Below are 15,244 nucleotides of genomic sequence, written 5' to 3'. Positions count from 1 at the left end.
GGGATGGCTCTATCCTCCTTCAGAAGCGATGGCGCAGGCTGGCGAACAGCGAGCGGCCCTCGTCGCGGTAGCAATAGCCGGCCGAGCAGATGGTCTGCCGGTTGTCGAACAGGCTCTTGGCGTTGACCTGCAGGCAGGATTGCGCTCTCGCGCTCTCAAATATGAGTATGTTAGTCAAGTATTTTTTCGCGACTTGTGCGCAGACTGCCGGGTGCTGTCGCACAGCGGCAACGCTGGTCGGGGTTCAGCCAACCACGGGCGACCTTGCTCTATTGCCTGACGCTTCTCGCCACCAGCCGCGCCACGCTCGGGCCGACCAGCAGCACGACCAGGAAGCGTGCCGATTGCAGGGCCATGACGAAGGAGATGTCGACGTTCTGCGCGGCGGCGGCAATGATGGCGATGCTGTCCATGCCGCCGGGGCTGGTCGCCAGGTAGGCGGTCAAAGGGTCGATGCCCAAGAGATGGCTGATCATGAAGGCAAGGCCGCCGCAAAAGGCAATCAACGCCACGATCGAGGCGATGATCTGCGGCAAGGCACGCGTCGCATGGCGCAGGATCGGCCGGGTGAAGTTCAGGCCGATCGACCAGCCGACCATCGCGTAGCTCACGGCCAGCAGCCATTGCGGCAACTGCATCTCCACACCAAGGCCGAGATGGATCACGGTGCCAAAGAGGAAGGTGCCGAGAAAGAAGGGTGAAGGCAGCCGGCAAAGCCTTCCCGCCAGGCCGCCGACAAGCGCGATGCCGATGGTCGCGGCGAAGGCTTGTGGATCGATCGGCGGAAACCAGATGACGGGCGGGATTTCCACGCCCGACGTGTCGACCCACATCTTTGCAACGAGAGCCGCCGTCATCGAGACGAAGATGACGCGCAGATATTGCATGAAGGCGACGAGACGCTGGTCGGCGCCGAAGGCACCGGCCATCAGCACCATGGCGGTGGCGGCACCCGGCGAAGAGCCCCAGACGGCGGTGGTGCCGGGCAGGATGCGCCAGCGGCTGATCAGCCAGCCGAGCAGGCTGGAGGCCGTGACCGTGGCCACCACGACGCCGAGAAACAGCGGCCATTCCCGGTAGAATACCGGAAAGATGTCGGCCGAGATCGAGCTGGCGACGAGGCAGCCGACAATTGCCTGTGCGGCGCCGAACAGAAGACGCGGCACGCGCACCGTGGCGCCATTGGTGCCGGCGACAATGGCCGCCAGCATCGGTCCGATCAGCAGTGCGGCGGGCAGAGCGGCGAGTTCCAGCGCGCCGGCAAACAGGGCGGAGACGGTCAGGATCACCAGCCATTGCCAAGCCTTGCGCATCCGCGCCATGCGCTCGACAACGGGCTGGTCCGGGGAATCCATGCCTTGGTCTTAGACTCGAAGCGGGGCGATGCGAACCCCGCTTCGCCGAAAAAGGATGCCCCGTGTGAGCTTAGGCTTTTTTGCCGTCGGCGAGGCCAAAGCCCCCGACTGGGTGGGTTTCGACCTGGAATTCAAAGCCGGCGATGAACGGCCGCGCCTTGGCGATCGCCGCCTGGACTTCCGGAAGCTGCAGCGAAGCCTTGTGACTTTCGGCATCGGTCCACACTTCGGTGACCCAGATCGCATCGGCATCCGCGGGGTCGCGGGCGATGATGTAGCTCAGGCAACCCGGCAGGGCGCCGGTGCTGGTGCTGGCGCGCAGGACCTCCATGACCGCGTCGCGCTGGCCGCGCGATGCCCGCATCTTGCCGATCAGTCCATACATTCCTTTGTCTCCCTTCGAGGTTTTCGACAAGATATGCAGATCGCCAGTATGCAGATAGCCGGTCAAGGCATCAACTGGCCGCCATTCACCTCGATCACCTGGCCGGTGATGTAGCCGCTCAGAAGGTCGGAAGAGAGGAACAGGTAGGCGCCGACGCAGTCTTGCGCGGTGCCGGCACGCCCCTGTGGAATGGTGGCGACCATGCCCTTTATCTGCTCGTCGGTCGAATAGCGCTCGTGGAACGGCGTGAGAATGGTGCCGGGCGCCACCGCGTTGACGCGGATGCCGAAGCCGATCAGCTCCTTGGCCATGCCACGCGTCACGTTGGAGACGAAGGCCTTGGCCGAACCGTAGAGGCCGGCGCCGCCGCCGGCGCCGTTGCGCGCGGCGATCGACGAGGTGTTGACGATGAAGCCGCCCTGTTTCTTCAGCCACGGGATCGCCTTGCGCGAGGCGGTCAGCACGGAACGCGCATTGAGGTCCATCACCGCGTCGTAATGCGCTTCAGTCTGCTCGGCATAGGGTACGCGGCCGAGCATGCCGCCGGCATTGTTGACCAACCCGTCGAGACGGCCGAAATGCTGCGCGCTGTCCTCGACGACGCGTTCGACATCGGCGGGAACCGAGAAATCGCCCTGGACGAGGAACACTTCGCCGCCCTCGTCGGCAATGGTCTTGGCCAGAGCCTCGGCGGCGTCGCGGCTCGAATTGTAGTGCAGCGCTACGCGGCATTTCTGTGCGGCGTAGGCCGACGCCAGGGCCGCGCCTATACCGGTTGATGCACCGGTGACCAGTACCGCCTTGCCGGCGAGATCGGGAATGCTGAGTGTGGTGGTGGCTGGCACGCGTGTCCTCCGGGATTTCTGCCGGTCCTTCGTAGGCCTTTGCTGCCCAGATGTTCAAGCCTCACGGCCGCAGATAGACGTAGCCTTGGCCCTGCAGTTCGGCGAGTTTGACGACGCCACCCTTGTCGGCGGCGTGGAACCCGTCGAGCAGGTCGGTCAAAGAAATATCCATGCCTTGCATAGTGTTGGCGCAGGCATGCGGATTGAGCCCCTGCTGCACCAGGCTGGCGAAGCGGCCGGAAATCGCGGCCGATATGCCTTTGGACTTGAAGGCGGCAAGGGCTGGACCATGCACGACCAGCACGATGTCGACATTGCCGCCGGTGCCGTCATAGTGGTTCTTGATGTTGCCGAGAACGAAATTGACCTTGTCGAGATCGCTGAGATGATAGGCGACCTTCTGCCTGGCGGGCTCCGTGGCGACTGCCTGCACCACCCGCAGGCCAAGAAACGTCCCGGTTCCGGCAAGAACCGCGCGGAACATATCGCGCCGGCGCATCGCATCCTCCTCCGCTTGACGGCGCACCGCAAAATGCGTGGCTGCGGCCGCAATACTAGCATAAATTGACGCTACGTCCTGTCGATGCGGAGGAGGGGTCACATGACGCTTTGCAAGGTATTGGCGCGCGGCGCTTGGGGTGTCGCGCTGCTCGGCCTGCTGGCCGGCTCGGCCTTGGCCGACGACGCACTCAAGCTCACCGAACTCAGCCCCAACGGCGCCGACGCCTGTTTCGGCCGCGTCTATGACGCAGCACACCTCAAGGCGCATCCGAAGCAGAAGGTGGCGCGAATTTTCTTCTACTACGGCCATGATCCGGTCAGCCGGCCGAACGAGGAGCCGGCCGCGAATTCCGATTCGTCCTACAACGCCTTCGTCACCACCACGGTTCGCGGCGCCAAGGCGCCGGAATGGGCCGGCGGCTGGTGCAATCATGAGTCCGAGGACGGCAAATCAGGCCCGATCCATTGCGGCATGGACTGCGACCGGACGCTCGCATCGCTCAAGGTCGACGACAAGGGCCGACTGATCCTCTCGGATCTGCAGCCCGATATCTATCTCGATGCCGGGTCCGAAGAAGAATTGGGTGCAGCGGAATACGACAGGCAAGCGCTGGGCAAGGAGGATGACAATTTCCGCCTCGACCCGATGCCGGCCGCGACCTGCAAGGCGGAGTTCGCGCGCATCGATCCGATCGATCCGACGCTCGGGCTGCCGTTGCGCGAGCGGTTGAAGCCGGACCAGGCCTTCTGCTATGGGCGCGACTATGACGCGTCGCACCTGGCCTCGCACCCCGATCAGTTGACGCAGTCGATCCGGGTTTTCCGCGGCCCTGTGGAATTGGCGTCTTTTGCTTCGGGAGGCGACGCAGCCAGCTGGCCCGATGGCGCCGACATTGCCGTCACCGTCACCACGCGGCAGAAATCGGCCAAGGTCACGCAGACCTATTCCTGCCAGGGCGAGGCCGACCAGTGGCGCTGCGCGGCAAGTTCGAAGATGAGCGATTTTTCCTGCGACATCGCGCAGAAGGAGATTTTCCTCAAGCGGGCCGCCAACGGCACGATGATGCTGGCCAATCCCAACAGCAGCCTGGCGATCGTCGATCTGTGTTCAAAGACCGCCGACGGCAAGACGAAATCCGACGACAAGGTTTACCGGCTGCAGCCGATGCCGCAATCGGCCTGCGCGCCGTGAGCTCGGACTTGTCTATGTCGCCTTGAAGGGATATATCTTTGCTATATCTCATTTGAGGATTAACATAATGGACAAGGCAAAGGTGTTCTGGTCGGGCCGCTCACAGGCTGTGCGGCTGCCTAAGGAGTTCCGTTTCGAAACAGACGAAGTTTCGATCCGCCGCCATGGGCAGACGGTCATCCTGGAACCGCTTGCGCAGGATTGGGCTTGGCTCGACCAAGTGATCGGACCAGTTGATAGCGATTTCGCCGAGGCAGCGCTGGAACGTCAGGATGGGCAGGATAGACCCGCCCTGGACGACGTATTCAAGTGATCTATCTGCTCGACACCAATGCCGTCATCGCGGTCATCAAGGGCGATGAGCGTTTGCTGGCGCTGCTGAAACGGCACAGGCCGCAGGACTTTGCCCTCTCTGCGATCGTCGTGCACGAACTGTATTATGGCGCTGAAAAAAGCCAGCGAAGGGTCGAAAATTTGACTCGCATCGAAGCTCTGCAGTTCCCTGTGCTCGACTTTGACCGGGAAGACGCCAGACATACTGGAGAGATTCGGGCAACGCTTGCGACGTTGGGAACTCCGATTGGTCCTTACGACGCGTTGATCGGCGGGCAGGCACGCGCTCGAAGCCTCACACTGGTGACCCGCAATGTGCGAGAATTCGAGCGCATCAAAGATCTCTCGATCGAGACCTGGTGAGCTGACCTCAGGCGAACGGCACGGCAGTAGTGCCCTTCGGCAGCTTGGCTTCGTCGTCGGGCTCGACATGGATGGTGACGCGCACGGAGGGGATTTCGGCCTTCAGCGCGTCCTCGATGCGGTCGCAGATGACATGGCTGGCGCCGACCGACATGTCGGCGTCGACGACCAGATGGAACTCAATGAAGGTGGCGCGGCCGGCGATGCGCGTCTTCAGGTCATGCACCTCCAGCGCGCCCTTGCAGTTGGCCGAGATGACGTCCCGGATGCGCATGTGCGCCTGCGTGTCGACGGCACGGTCCATCAGGCCGTTCATCGATGAGCCGATGACGTGCCAGCCCTGCCACAGGATGTTCAGCGCCACGATGACGGCCAGTGCCGGGTCGAGGATGTGCCAACCGGTGAGGATTGCCCCGACCAGGCCGCCGAAGACGCCGATCGAGGTCACCACATCGGTCATGATGTGATTGCCGTCGGCAACCAGCGCAGGCGATTTTTCGGCCCTGCCGGCGCGGATCAGCGTCCAGGCCCAGAAGGCATTGATCACTGTCGCGATGCCGTTGACCGCTAGGCCGTTCCAGGGCTTTTCGATGGGCGCCGGCGCCTGCCAGGCGCGCCAGACCTCGTTGAGGATCAGAAGCGCGGCGAGAACGATCAGCACGCCTTCGAGCACCGCCGAGAAATACTCGGCCTTGTGGTGGCCGAAGGGATGGTCCTGGTCGGCAGGCTTGTAGCTGACCTGGATCGCCCAGAAGGCGGCCATCGAGGCAATGACGTTGACGATCGATTCCAGCGCGTCCGAATAGAGCGCCACCGAGCCGGTGATGTACCAGGCGACGAGCTTTAGGCCGAGCACGATTGCGGCAATGATGATCGACCAGAACGCAAGGTTGGCGACCTTGCGCTTCGCCGCGGCCTTGGCCGCGATCGCCATCGTGTTCTCGGTTTCGGCCATGGTCGTCAGGCGGCCTTTTCCTTGGCCTTGCGCGGCAGGTGGGCAACGATGTTCTCAATGATGCGCATGCCGGCATTGTGGCCGAGCGTCATGATCGATTCCGGGTGGAACTGCACCGCGGCGATCGGTTCCTTGCGGTGCTCGAAGGCCATGATGACGCCGTCCTCGGTCTCGGCCGTGACGATGAAATCATCGGGCAGGCGCACCGGGTCGGCGAAGATGGAGTGATAGCGGCCGACGGTGACTTCTTTGGGCAGGCCGGAGAAGATGATGCCCGGCTTCGAAACACGGATGCGCGACGGCTTGCCGTGCATGGGCACATGCAGTTGCCTGAGTTCGCCGCCATAGGCCTCGGCCAGTGCCTGCAGGCCAAGGCAGACGCCGAAAATCGGCAACTCGCGGGCGCGAGCCTTCTTGATGGTGGCTGCGCAATCAAAATCCTTCGGCGTGCCGGGGCCGGGCGACAGCACGACGAGGTCGGGCTTCAGCCGGTCGAAGACTTCCTCCGGCACCGGCGTGCGTACGGTCGAGACGTTGGCGCCGGTCTGGCGGAAATAATTGGCCAGCGTGTGGACGAAGCTGTCCTCGTGGTCGACGAGCAGGATGTTGACGCCGTCGCCGACGCGGGCGGTGGTGCGTTCGATGCTGGCGGAATTGCCTGTCTTGGCGTCTCGGATGGCGGAGAGCATGGCGGATGCCTTCAGTTCGGTTTCGGCTTCTTCTTCCTCGGGAATGCTGTCGAAGAGCAATGTGGCGCCGGCGCGGACCTCGGCAATGCCGTCCTTGATGCGGATGGTGCGAAGGGTGAGGCCGGTGTTCATGTCGCCGTTGAAATTGACCATGCCGATCGCGCCGCCATACCAGGCACGCGGGCTCTTCTCGTTCTGCTCGATGAAGCGCATGGCCCACAGTTTCGGCGCGCCGGTGACGGTGACCGCCCAGGCATGCGACAGGAAGGCGTCGAAGGCATCCATGCCTTCGCGCAGCCGCCCCTCGATGTGGTCCACGGTGTGGATCAGGCGCGAATACATCTCGATCTGGCGGCGGCCGATGACGCGCACCGAGCCCGGCTCGCAGACCCGCGACTTGTCGTTGCGATCGACGTCCGAGCACATGGTGAGCTCGGATTCGTCCTTCTTGGAGTTGAGCAGCTTCAGGATCTGCTCGGAGTCGGAAATGGCGTCGTCGCCGCGCTTGATGGTGCCGGAGATCGGGCAGGTCTCGACACGGCGGCCGTTGACGCGAACGAACATTTCCGGGGAGGCGCCGATCAGATATTCGCCTTCGCCCAGATTGATGAAGAAGGAATAGGGCGAGGGGTTGATGCTCTTCAGCTTGCGCGAAATCTCGGACGGCTGGGTTTCGCAGCGCTCGTAGAACATCTGGCCGGGCACGACCTCGAACAGATCGCCGCGCTTGAACGAATCCATGGCCTTGCGAACCAGGTTGGCGTATTCGCCAGGCTCATGGTCGCCGCGCGGCGGGATGCGGTCGGCGGTCTTGAACGGCTCGGTGATTTCATCGCGCGGCAGGCCTTCCGTCGAAAAGCCGTCGCCCGAATAGTCGTAGCGGTCGGTCCAGGCCTTGGCCGAATAATGGTCGACGACCAGGATCTCGTCGGGCAGGAACAGGACGAGGTCGCGCTGGCTCTGCTTGCGCTCGAGCTTGTAGTCGACCGGGTCGAACTGGAAGGCGAGGTCGTAGCCGAAGGCGCCGTAGAGGCCGAGATTGGCGTCTTCCTCGGTCTTGAACAAAGCGGTGATGGCGCGCAGCACGGTGAACACAGAGGGCACGCGGCTGCGCTCCTCCTCGGTGAAGACACGGCCGGGCTTGGCGACCTGGAGGCGGATCAGCTTTTTCGAATTCTCGGCGATGGCGACATCGGCCAGGCTGCCGAGCGTCTTGCCGATGACCGGCAACAGCGCCTCGCCACGACCGTTCAGCGCCTCGATGCGGACAGAGCGGCCACGCGCCGAAATGACCAGCGGCGGATCGATGATGGCGGTATCCCAGCGGGTGTAGCGGCCGGGATATTCATAGTTCGAGGAAAACACCGCGCCGCGGCGCGCATTCAGCCCGTCGACGTAGGCGTCGATGGCGCCCGCATAGGGCCGGTCGTGGCGTTCGCGGGTAATGGTGATGCCACCCGCCGTCACGAAACTTTCCGCCCCGTTTTCCAGAACCTTGATCGTCATTGCCGTCTCCATCAGCTTCTTGGGGCAACGGACCCGGGAATGGCTTGAAAAAACAAATGGCCGCCCGGACATTCCGCTGCGGCCACCCTCTATTTTCACGCGCACGCGTTCGAACAGGCCGCTGTCAGCAGGCCCACCACCAAATGGTCTTGGTCGAACGCATGTTCATGGCGAAATCCATAGCTGCGAAAGACCGGATGCGCAACAGGTTTGAAAATCTGTTCGTTGGCCGCCGCTTCTGCGGCTCATGGCACATCGCCAGGGCTGGTGGTCCTGCTTAGGCTGGATGTCCAACGGCAGAATATGGGAAAACACCATGACCGATCAGATTGAGCGTGCGCGCACATTCCATTCCCTCCATGTCAAGGGCACCCCGATCGTTCTCTACAATGCCTGGGACCCGGGCTCCGCCAAGATCGTCGAAAAAGCAGGGGCCAAGGCGATCGCGACGGGAAGCTGGCCGGTGGCGGCGGCCTTTGGATATGCCGATGGCGAGAAGATCCCGCTGGACCTGGCGCTCGACAACATCAAGCGCATCGTAGGGGCGGTCGACCTGCCGGTGACCATGGACCTCGAGGGTGGCTATGGTGTCGATCCGGACATCGTCGCACGGACCGTGACGCGCGCCGTGCAGGCCGGTGCCATCGGCTTCAACTTCGAGGATCAGATCGTCGGCGGCGCCGGCCTGCACGACATCGCGCTACAGGTGAAGCGGATCGAAGCCGCGGCCGCAGCGGTCAAGGCTTCGGGTATCCCGGCATTCCTCAACGCCCGAACCGACATCTTCCTCAAGGCGAAGCCGGATTCGCATGACAAGGCGCTGCTCGACCAGGCGATCGAACGGGCACACGCCTTTGAAAAGGCCGGAGCGAACGGCTTCTTTGCGCCGGGTCTTGGCGATGAGCGCCTGATCGAGGCGCTCTGCAAGGCCATCGCGTTGCCGGTCAACATCATTGCGCTGGCGCATGTGCCGCCGCGTCAGCGGCTGGCGGAACTCGGCGTCGCCCGCATCAGCCACGGCCCGGTGCCATACCGGCAGATGGCCGAATGGCTGGAGGAGAAGGCGCGGCTGGCTATTTCCGGCTAATTCAGTCCTCCAGCGTGCCGGATCTGGCGTCGGCGCTCTTGCTGTCGCCGACGAGTTTCAAAAGATCCTCGCCGGCGCGGATGATGCGGCGCGAGCGGCGGGTCAGGATGATGCCGTCCTGCGGTGCGAAGACTTCGGTGCGGCCATCGGTTTCACCTGGTGCGTGGACGACGGTGGCGAGGCGAGCGCCCTTGGCGACGCGGTCGCCGGGCTTCACGTCGTAAAGCACTGCGCCCGCCCGGGGTGCCGGCATCATCTCGATGTTTTCCAGCGGTGCGACGACACCGGTGAAAGGACCGGGTGCGGGCAGGGCGGTGTCGGCGATTACGCCGCGCGCAACCAGCAGCCGGTAAAGACCTTCGGCGTCGGCTGCGGCCAAGGCGCCATCGACATCGAGGATGCCGCGATATTCGACCGTGGTGGCGACGCGGCGGTCGAGCTTGGCCACTTCATCGGGAGCGTTCTGGTAGGGCATGATCGAGGCGCCCTCGAACGTACCGTCGGTGTCTTCGCTCCACAGCATCACCGCATCGACGCCCATGGCGGCGGCACAGTCGGCCATCGCCGGCCACAGGCTGGTATGGACATACAGATAGGCGAGGCCTTCGTCGTCGCAATGCAGGTCGAGCACGATGTCGTGGCCGAGCGAAAGCTGCACCAGCCGGGTCTTCAGCCGCTGGTCGACGGAGCCAAGGCCGGTGTCGGGCAAGAGTGCTGCGTCGGGCGCGGCAAGCAGCGGAAAGTCGCGGTTGAAGTTGGTGCGGGTGCCGAGATGGAAGCGGCCCTGATGTTCGCCGAAATGATATTGGGCGCGGCCAATCGGGTTGGCCCAGGGCACGACGGTGATGTCGCCCTTGATGCGGCCTTCGGCCTCGGCCTTGGCCAGCATCGGCATCAGCGCGTCGATGGCGACCACGCCCGGCAACTCGCCGGCATGGAGTGCCGCCTGCAGATAGGCTGACGGAGCGGCCTTGCCGGTTCCGGCAAACCGGAACAGCGGGAATTCGTAGGAAATACCTTCGCTTTCGCCGGCAATGCGCTCGATCGATTTCTGCATGACTTCCTCCATCAAGAGCGACAAGACATGCCCATTTGAAGGTGCCGATGTCGATTGGTCCAGCCTGCCGCGCTATGGGCGCAAGCGGTTATTCCGCGGCAGCCTGAAGCGGGACGATGGGCGCACGCCGATCCAGCGTCTGCGACAGCACCGCGACGATGACCGCCAGCAGCGCCAATGCCGCGCCGACCAGCGGCAGATTGGCATAGGAAACACCTGCGGAAAGGGCCACGCCGCCGATCCAGGCGCCACCGGCATTGCCGACATTGAAGGCGCCCTGGTTCAGCGTGGCGGCAAGGTTCGGCCCTTCGGAGGCCGCCTCGACGACGCGGATCTGCAGCGGCGGTACGACGACGAAGATGAGCAGGCCCCACAGGAAAACAATGCCGATGGCAACGCCGGCTATGGCGCCGAACTGGATGAAGCCGACAAACAGCAGCGCCAGCAACAGCAGCGTGCCGATGACCGTCGGCATCAATTTCCAGTCGGCGAGCCTGCCGCCGATGATGTTGCCGATGGTCATGCCGGCGCCGAACAGCAGCAGCACCCAGGTGACGGCCGAGGTGGACAGGCCGGACACGTCGGTCAAATAGGGTTTTATGTAGGTGAAGACGGCAAACAGGCTGGCCGAGGCAAGAGCGGCGATCAGCATCGCCAGCCAGACTTGCAGCTTGCCCAGCACGCGCAGTTCGCCGCGCAAGCCGCCACCGCTCGGCCCGGTGACGTCGGATGGCACCAGCCAGGCGATGCAAGCGACCGAGATCAGGCCGATGCCGACCACGGCGAGGAAGGTGGCGCGCCAGCCGAAGGCTTCGCCAAGGGCGGTTCCGGCCGGGACGCCAAGGATGTTGGCCAGCGTCAGCCCGGCGAACATCAGCGCGATGGCGCTGGCGCGTTTGTTGCGCGGCACCAGACTCGCGGCAACGACCGAGCCGATGCCGAAGAAGGCGCCGTGGCCGAAGGCGGTGAAGACGCGCGCGGCCATCAGCATCCAGTAGTTGGGTGCAATGGCACAGAACAGATTGCCGACGACGAACAGCGCGGCGAGGCCAACCAGCACCGGCTTGCGCGGCAAATGCGCGGTGCCCATCGCCACGATTGGCGCGCCGAAGACGACGCCCAGCGCATAGCCGGTGACCAGCAGGCCCGCCGAAGGGATGGACACGCCGAGGTCGGCGGCGACCTCCGGCAGCAGGCCCATGATGACGAATTCGGTGGTGCCGATGCAGAAGGACGCAATGGCAAGCGCAAGGATCGGCAAAGGCATGGGGCGTCCAGACTGAATCGGTTCAAATTTAGATTGGACGCGTAGCCCCGCTACGCGCAATATGCATTGCTGCAATGCAGCAATGCATAAAGTCCAGAGCTTGGCGCGAGTGTGAGTGTCTCACACCAGCGGCTTTAGCTCCTGGGCGATGGTTGGCAGCAGTTCCGAGACATTCGGGTGGATGTGCACCGCGCGCGCCAGCGTGTCGACGGGCGCCTTGGCGTACATCAGGTCGAGCACGCAATGCACCGCCTCGTCGCCGCCGGGGCCAAGCACAGAACAGCCGAGGATCTCCCTTGTGTCGGCATCGACGAGGATCTTCATGAAGCCCTGCGTCTCGCCCTTTTCGACGGCGCGTCCGACACGGGTCATCGGCCGCTGGCCGACCAGCGCCCGGCGCCCGGATTTCTTCACCGCGGTCTCGGTCATGCCGCAGCGGCCGAGCGGCGGGTCGATGTAGAGCGCATACGCCTCGATACGGTCGCTGACCTTGCGCGGATCATTGTCGAGCAGGTTGGCGGCGACGATCTCGTAGTCGTTGTAGGAGGTGTGGGTGAAGGCGCCCTTGCCGTTGCAGTCGCCCATCGCCCATATGCCGGGCACGCTGGTGCGCAACTGGTCATCGACGGTGACGAAGCCGCGCTTGTCGACCTCGACGCCGGCCTTGTCGAGGCCGAGATCATCGGTGTTGGGCACGCGTCCCAGAGCCAGCAGTACATGCGAGCCGATGGCCGGCGGCTTGCCGGCGGAGAAGGTCACGGCGATGTCCTTGCCCTGTTTGGCGAAGGCGATGTCGTCGGCACCGAGATGGACCGCAATGCCTTCGTTTTCGAGGATCGACAGGATGGCGGCCGAGACGTCCTCGTCCTCGCGGCCGGTTAGGCGCGGGCTCTTTTCGATGACCGTGACGTCGCTACCGAAGCGGCGGAACATCTGTGCGAATTCGAGTGAGATGTAGCTGCCGCCGACGACGACGAGATGGCGTGGCAGCACATCGAGATCCATCATCGAGGAGTTGGTCAGATAGTCGATATCGTGGACGCCGGGCAGGTCGGGCACCGAGGCACGGCCGCCTGTGTTGAGGAAGATCTTGCCGGCGGTCAAAAGGTCGTCGCCGACGCGCACGGTGTTGGCGGATTCGAAACGCGCATGGCCGCGATAGAGCGTGCATTTGTCCATGCCGGCGATCCAGGTTTCGAGCCCGGTGCGGGCGTCGTTCGACACCTTGTCCTTGCGCGCCTTGATCCTTTGATAATCGACGCCGACGGGACCGCCGATCGTCACGCCATAGTCGGCGGCGCGCCGCGCCAGATGCGCGGCATAGGCGCTGGCGACCATGGTCTTGGTCGGCATGCAGCCGGTGTTGACGCAGGTGCCGCCAACCAGTTTGCGCTCGATCAGGGCCACGCTCATGCCGGCGGCATTCAGCCGGCCGGCCAGCGACGGGCCGGCCTGTCCGGCGCCGATGATGATGGCGTCGAAGGTCTTTGCCGTCATGCCACCGCCGCCACGATCAGCAGGCCGCCGATGATCGCCACCGCGTCCTCGATGAAGGCGGCGGGCGGGTCCTTGCCGAAGGCGGCGGCCAGCCGGCCGCGCGCTTCGGCGCCGCCCAGCGTGCCGATAACAGCGCCGATGGCGCCGGCGATCAGGCCGCCGATGGTGGAACCGCCGGTGGCGCCGATGACAGCGCCGGTAAAGGCGCCCATGATGATGCGGGCGCCGAATTGCTGCGGCACTTTGCGGCTCGGCGTTGAAGGCAACTGGTCGGTGACCAGCTCGACGATGGCCAGGATGGTGAAGATGCCGACAGCGGCCCAGTGGCTCATGAAGCTGGCCCAGGTGTCGGCGACCGGCAGCCAGCCGAGATAAGCGCCCCAGGCGACGGCGGCCGGCGCGGTCATCGCGCGAAGACCGGCAATGACGCCGATCAGAAGTGCGAGAATATACAGCATGCTTGATCCCCTCAGAGCCGGGCCAGGACAGCCCAGCAAGAGCAGGCTAGCATAGGCTTGGCCTTTGACCAGACATGACGTCGAAAAATCGGAATGGATTTTGCGCCCGGAATTGGCAGAAGCTGGCACTTTTCCGTCCGCGGCATTTGTGCTTTGGCGGGGATGGCAAAGGGAGGACACCGTCATGGCCGGAAGCGAGCGCGCGAAGATGGCGGCCGGCGAATGGTACACCTGCCTCGATGACGATCTGGAGGCCTTGCGCGTGACGGCGCGCGACGCGGTGTTCGAGCACAATTGCCTGCCGCCCCGGCAGCGCGGAAACCTCGGGCCGGGCTTGAAGGCATTGCTCGGCAGGGCGGGCGAGGGCGCCCGCATCGAGGCGCCGTTCCACTGCGCCTACGGCTTCAACATCTTTCTCGGCGATGGAGCCTTTCTCAATGCCGGCTGCACCATTCTCGACACGGCAAGCGTGCGCATCGGCAGCGGAACGCTGCTCGGCCCAAATGTGCAGATCTATTGCGCCGAGCACCACAAGGAGGCCGCCGGGCGGCAAGCGGGACTGGAGATCGCGAGGCCTGTCGAGATCGGCGCCAATGCCTGGATCGGCGGCAGCGCGATCATCCTTGGCGGCGTCAGCATCGGAGAGGGCGCCATCGTCGGCGCCGGTGCGGTGGTGACGCGCGACGTGGCCGCGAATACCACGGTGGTCGGCAATCCGGCACGGGCGGTCAAGCGGGATTGAACAAGATCAGGGCGAAAGCACTGTGTGTTTGTCCTGATCGGCTCGCCTCGAGAACTCACGCCGGTACTGCGCCGGTGACGTCTTGAGCCGTGCTGAAAAATGCTGGCGCAGCGACGTGGCGCTGCCGAAGCCGACCTCGAAGGCCACCATGTCCATCGACTTCTCCGTCGCCTCCAGCAACCGCTGCGCCAGTTCGATCCGCTGGCTGGTCAGCCATTCGCCGAAACTGGTGCCGATCGATTTCTGAAAGCGGCGGGTGAAGGTGCGCCGGGTGAGGCCGGCGGCTTCGGCGACACGGTCGAGGCTGTGCGTCTCGCCAAGCGTCGCGCGAACCGCGTCAAGCGCCTGCGTGAACCGGTCGGCGTCAGCGCTTTTTGCGACCGGATGCTCGATGAATTGTGCCTGCCCGCCTTGCCGATGTGGCGAAAGAACAATCTGGCGAGCGAGCCGGAGTGCGGCTTCCGCGCCATAGCGGGCGCGCACGATGTGGAGACAGCAGTCGAGGCCAGCCGCGACGCCGGCCGAGGTCACCACATCGCCATTGTCGACATAGAGCACCGTGGCATCAACCGCGATGTCGGGATGGAGTTTTTGCAGCCGCTCTGAATAGGCCCAGTGCGTCGCGGCACGGCGACCTGAAAGCAACCCGGCGGCGGCGATGGCGAAGGTTCCCAGACACAGGCCGACAATCAAAGCGCCATGCTCGTGTGCCCTGCGCAGCGCCTCCATCAACACCGGGGCTGGTGCTTCACCGAGATGATGCCAGCTTGGGACGATGACGATGTCGGCGGCGTCAAACCCTTCGAGCCCATGCGGCGCGGCAACCGTCAGTCCGGCTTCGGTGTGGATCGGGCCGGCCTTGACCGCGCAGATGCGGAACTCGAATCGCGGCAGCCCAAGCGATGTCCTGTCCTCGCCGAACACCAGGCATGGCACGGAGAGATGGAACGGGCTGATGCCGTCGAAGGCAAGGACGGCGATAATCGGGTCGGTCATGGGGCTTCCAAGCAAA

The 15,244-nt window shown here is 64.2% G+C and carries 17 protein-coding genes; 5 read left to right on the top strand and 12 right to left on the bottom strand.

The window, feature by feature from the left end; genetic code table 11:
* Window positions 1-19: 19 nt before the first annotated feature.
* The 5 genes from HNQ71_RS21955 to HNQ71_RS21935 form a co-directional block, all read right to left on the bottom strand.
* Complete coding sequence (locus HNQ71_RS21955; RefSeq protein WP_184874885.1) at window positions 20-178, bottom strand: hypothetical protein; 159 nt, start codon at window positions 176-178, stop codon at window positions 20-22.
* A gap of 91 nt (window positions 179-269) precedes the next feature.
* Window positions 270-1,355 (bottom strand): AbrB family transcriptional regulator, encoded by a 1,086-nt coding sequence (locus tag HNQ71_RS21950; RefSeq protein WP_184874722.1) that lies wholly within the window; start codon window positions 1,353-1,355, stop codon window positions 270-272.
* Window positions 1,356-1,425: 70 nt separating this feature from the next.
* Entirely contained in the window at window positions 1,426-1,740 is a 315-nt protein-coding gene (locus HNQ71_RS21945; RefSeq protein ID WP_184874721.1) for a putative quinol monooxygenase, read from the bottom strand.
* Window positions 1,741-1,802: 62 nt separating this feature from the next.
* Window positions 1,803-2,585, bottom strand: a complete 783-nt coding sequence (locus HNQ71_RS21940; RefSeq protein WP_184874720.1) for an SDR family oxidoreductase — start codon at window positions 2,583-2,585, stop codon at window positions 1,803-1,805.
* A gap of 61 nt (window positions 2,586-2,646) precedes the next feature.
* On the bottom strand, window positions 2,647-3,084 hold the full coding sequence (locus HNQ71_RS21935) for a DsrE family protein (RefSeq protein ID WP_184874719.1): 438 nt from the start codon (window positions 3,082-3,084) through the stop codon (window positions 2,647-2,649).
* 102 nt (window positions 3,085-3,186) lie between these two features.
* On the opposite strand from HNQ71_RS21935, the gene HNQ71_RS21930 reads away from it, so the two are divergent.
* The 3 genes from HNQ71_RS21930 (at window position 3,187) to HNQ71_RS21920 (ending at window position 4,974) form a co-directional block, all read left to right on the top strand.
* Window positions 3,187-4,278, top strand: coding sequence for a hypothetical protein (locus HNQ71_RS21930; protein ID WP_184874718.1), 1,092 nt, complete (start codon window positions 3,187-3,189; stop codon window positions 4,276-4,278).
* A 67-nt stretch (window positions 4,279-4,345) separates the two neighbouring features.
* A complete protein-coding gene (locus HNQ71_RS21925) occupies window positions 4,346-4,591 on the top strand; it encodes an antitoxin (protein WP_184874717.1) in 246 nt (81 codons plus the stop codon).
* Window positions 4,588-4,974, top strand: a complete 387-nt coding sequence (locus tag HNQ71_RS21920; protein ID WP_184874716.1) for a PIN domain-containing protein — start codon at window positions 4,588-4,590, stop codon at window positions 4,972-4,974. The genes HNQ71_RS21925 and HNQ71_RS21920 overlap by 4 nt, the downstream gene beginning before the upstream one ends.
* A 7-nt stretch (window positions 4,975-4,981) precedes the next feature.
* Here the strand turns inward: HNQ71_RS21920 and HNQ71_RS21915 are convergent, their stop codons facing one another.
* Window positions 4,982-5,929 carry a cation diffusion facilitator family transporter gene (locus HNQ71_RS21915; RefSeq protein ID WP_281391396.1) on the bottom strand — a complete coding sequence of 316 codons (948 nt, stop codon included), beginning with the start codon at window positions 5,927-5,929 and terminating at the stop codon, window positions 4,982-4,984.
* Between the two features lie 5 nt (window positions 5,930-5,934).
* A complete protein-coding gene (locus HNQ71_RS21910) occupies window positions 5,935-8,124 on the bottom strand; it encodes an anthranilate synthase (protein WP_184874715.1) in 2,190 nt (729 codons plus the stop codon).
* Between the two features lie 316 nt (window positions 8,125-8,440).
* Here HNQ71_RS21910 and HNQ71_RS21905 point away from each other — a divergent pair, with 316 nt between their 5' ends.
* Window positions 8,441-9,211, top strand: a complete 771-nt coding sequence (locus tag HNQ71_RS21905; RefSeq protein WP_184874714.1) for an isocitrate lyase/PEP mutase family protein — start codon at window positions 8,441-8,443, stop codon at window positions 9,209-9,211.
* Between the two features lies 1 nt (window position 9,212).
* Here the strand turns inward: HNQ71_RS21905 and HNQ71_RS21900 are convergent, their stop codons facing one another.
* The 4 genes from HNQ71_RS21900 to HNQ71_RS21885 form a co-directional block, all read right to left on the bottom strand.
* Entirely contained in the window at window positions 9,213-10,268 is a 1,056-nt protein-coding gene (locus tag HNQ71_RS21900) for a M14 family metallopeptidase (protein ID WP_184874713.1), read from the bottom strand.
* A gap of 88 nt (window positions 10,269-10,356) precedes the next feature.
* Window positions 10,357-11,535 carry an MFS transporter gene (locus tag HNQ71_RS21895; RefSeq protein ID WP_184874712.1) on the bottom strand — a complete coding sequence of 393 codons (1,179 nt, stop codon included), beginning with the start codon at window positions 11,533-11,535 and terminating at the stop codon, window positions 10,357-10,359.
* Between the two features lie 120 nt (window positions 11,536-11,655).
* A complete protein-coding gene (locus tag HNQ71_RS21890; RefSeq protein WP_184874711.1) occupies window positions 11,656-13,032 on the bottom strand; it encodes an FAD-containing oxidoreductase in 1,377 nt (458 codons plus the stop codon).
* Window positions 13,029-13,490 (bottom strand): DUF4126 domain-containing protein, encoded by a 462-nt coding sequence (locus HNQ71_RS21885; protein WP_184874710.1) that lies wholly within the window; start codon window positions 13,488-13,490, stop codon window positions 13,029-13,031. The genes HNQ71_RS21890 and HNQ71_RS21885 overlap by 4 nt, the downstream gene beginning before the upstream one ends.
* A gap of 184 nt (window positions 13,491-13,674) precedes the next feature.
* Here HNQ71_RS21885 and HNQ71_RS21880 point away from each other — a divergent pair, with 184 nt between their 5' ends.
* Window positions 13,675-14,232, top strand: coding sequence for a sugar O-acetyltransferase (locus HNQ71_RS21880; RefSeq protein ID WP_184874709.1), 558 nt, complete (start codon window positions 13,675-13,677; stop codon window positions 14,230-14,232).
* A gap of 6 nt (window positions 14,233-14,238) precedes the next feature.
* On the opposite strand, the gene HNQ71_RS21875 is transcribed toward HNQ71_RS21880, so the two are convergent.
* The gene (locus HNQ71_RS21875; protein ID WP_184874708.1) at window positions 14,239-15,228 is read right to left on the bottom strand and encodes a GlxA family transcriptional regulator; all 990 of its coding nucleotides are present in this window, start codon (window positions 15,226-15,228) and stop codon (window positions 14,239-14,241) included.
* Between the last annotated feature and the right edge of the window lie 16 nt (window positions 15,229-15,244).

This window comes from Mesorhizobium sangaii (genome assembly GCF_014207355.1).
Classification (GTDB): domain Bacteria; phylum Pseudomonadota; class Alphaproteobacteria; order Rhizobiales; family Rhizobiaceae; genus Mesorhizobium; species Mesorhizobium sangaii.
The sequence above is the reverse complement of the archived record's forward strand: the minus strand, read 5'-3'. Positions and strand labels throughout refer to the sequence as shown.

Bases quoted from the DNA above. Each gene is read 5' to 3' on its own strand.
- HNQ71_RS21950 (WP_184874722.1), bottom strand. From the start codon at position 1,355: ATGGATTCCCCGGACCAGCCCGTTGTCGAGCGCATGGCGCGGATGCGC.
- HNQ71_RS21945 (WP_184874721.1), bottom strand. From the start codon at position 1,740: ATGTATGGACTGATCGGCAAGATGCGGGCATCGCGCGGCCAGCGCGAC.
- HNQ71_RS21935 (WP_184874719.1), bottom strand. From the start codon at position 3,084: ATGCGCCGGCGCGATATGTTCCGCGCGGTTCTTGCCGGAACCGGGACG.
- HNQ71_RS21930 (WP_184874718.1), top strand. From the start codon at position 3,187: ATGACGCTTTGCAAGGTATTGGCGCGCGGCGCTTGGGGTGTCGCGCTG.
- HNQ71_RS21925 (WP_184874717.1), top strand. From the start codon at position 4,346: ATGGACAAGGCAAAGGTGTTCTGGTCGGGCCGCTCACAGGCTGTGCGG.
- HNQ71_RS21915 (WP_281391396.1), bottom strand. From the start codon at position 5,929: ATGGCCGAAACCGAGAACACGATGGCGATCGCGGCCAAGGCCGCGGCG.
- HNQ71_RS21910 (WP_184874715.1), bottom strand. From the start codon at position 8,124: ATGACGATCAAGGTTCTGGAAAACGGGGCGGAAAGTTTCGTGACGGCG.
- HNQ71_RS21905 (WP_184874714.1), top strand. From the start codon at position 8,441: ATGACCGATCAGATTGAGCGTGCGCGCACATTCCATTCCCTCCATGTC.
- HNQ71_RS21900 (WP_184874713.1), bottom strand. From the start codon at position 10,268: ATGCAGAAATCGATCGAGCGCATTGCCGGCGAAAGCGAAGGTATTTCC.
- HNQ71_RS21895 (WP_184874712.1), bottom strand. From the start codon at position 11,535: ATGCCTTTGCCGATCCTTGCGCTTGCCATTGCGTCCTTCTGCATCGGC.
- HNQ71_RS21890 (WP_184874711.1), bottom strand. From the start codon at position 13,032: ATGACGGCAAAGACCTTCGACGCCATCATCATCGGCGCCGGACAGGCC.
- HNQ71_RS21885 (WP_184874710.1), bottom strand. From the start codon at position 13,490: ATGCTGTATATTCTCGCACTTCTGATCGGCGTCATTGCCGGTCTTCGC.
- HNQ71_RS21880 (WP_184874709.1), top strand. From the start codon at position 13,675: ATGGCCGGAAGCGAGCGCGCGAAGATGGCGGCCGGCGAATGGTACACC.
- HNQ71_RS21875 (WP_184874708.1), bottom strand. From the start codon at position 15,228: ATGACCGACCCGATTATCGCCGTCCTTGCCTTCGACGGCATCAGCCCG.